This is a genomic window from Teichococcus aestuarii (assembly GCF_003116135.1).
Lineage (GTDB): Bacteria > Pseudomonadota > Alphaproteobacteria > Acetobacterales > Acetobacteraceae > Pseudoroseomonas > Pseudoroseomonas aestuarii.
Genome location: NZ_PDOA01000076.1, coordinates 1 through 828 on the forward strand (window position 1 = coordinate 1; position 828 = coordinate 828).

An 828-nucleotide genomic window follows, 5' to 3' on the forward strand; every position below is an offset into this window, starting at 1 on the left:
TAGAGGTTGTTATGGACCTGCGGCCAGTTGAGCCGCCTGCTTGAGCATGATGCAGGTGAAGGCGACGAGGTGGAGATTGGCAAGGGTGCTGGCGTAGCGCTCGTAGTCCTTCACCAGGCGGCGGAAGCGGGTAGCCCAAGCAAAGGAGCGCTCGACCACCCAGCGTCGCGGCAGCAGGACAAAGCCGCGCTTGGCTTCCGGCAGTTTGATTACTTCCAACTCGATGCCATGGGCTTTCGCGGCATCGGCTGCTTTCCGGCCGGTGTATCCCTGGTCGACATAGGCCAGATCGACGCTCTGGCCTGTTGAGGATTGCACCGCCTGCGCCAGGCGTCCGACTTCGGCCCGGTCGTCGACGCTTGCGGGCGTGACGTGCAACGCCAGCAGATGCCCCAGTGTGTCGACCGCCAGGTGCAGTTTGGAGCCCTTCTTCCGCTTGGCACCGTCATAGCCCGCTCGTTCGCCGCTCTCCGGCGTGGAGCGCAAGGTGCGGCTGTCCAGGATAGCAGCAGTAGGCTGCGCCTTTCGTCCAGCAGCTAGCCGCAGCACGGTTCGGAGGTCCTCGGCCAACGCCTCGAAGCAGCCTGCCGACAGCCAGCGCTGCGTCTGCTGGTAGACGGCCGCCCAAGGTGGCAGGTCATTGGGCATCCAGCGCCAGGGTGCGCCGGTCTTCACCACGTAGCGCAGCCCATTGAACACCTCGCGCAATGAATGCTCCCGCTGTCCGACGTCCTCCGGCAGGAGCGTCAGATAGGGCGCGACCAGCACCCATTCTTCATCAGACACATCAGATGGGTACGGCTTGCGGGCAGTCATGCCCCGCAACCT

General features: G+C 64.4%; 1 protein-coding gene. It reads right to left on the minus strand.

Annotation, left to right across the window (positions count from 1 at the left end):
* Nucleotides 1–9: 9 nt before the first annotated feature.
* On the minus strand, nucleotides 10–816 hold the full coding sequence (locus CR165_RS24195) for an IS5 family transposase (RefSeq protein ID WP_109519425.1): 807 nt from the start codon (nucleotides 814–816) through the stop codon (nucleotides 10–12).
* Nucleotides 817–828 lie beyond the last annotated feature (12 nt).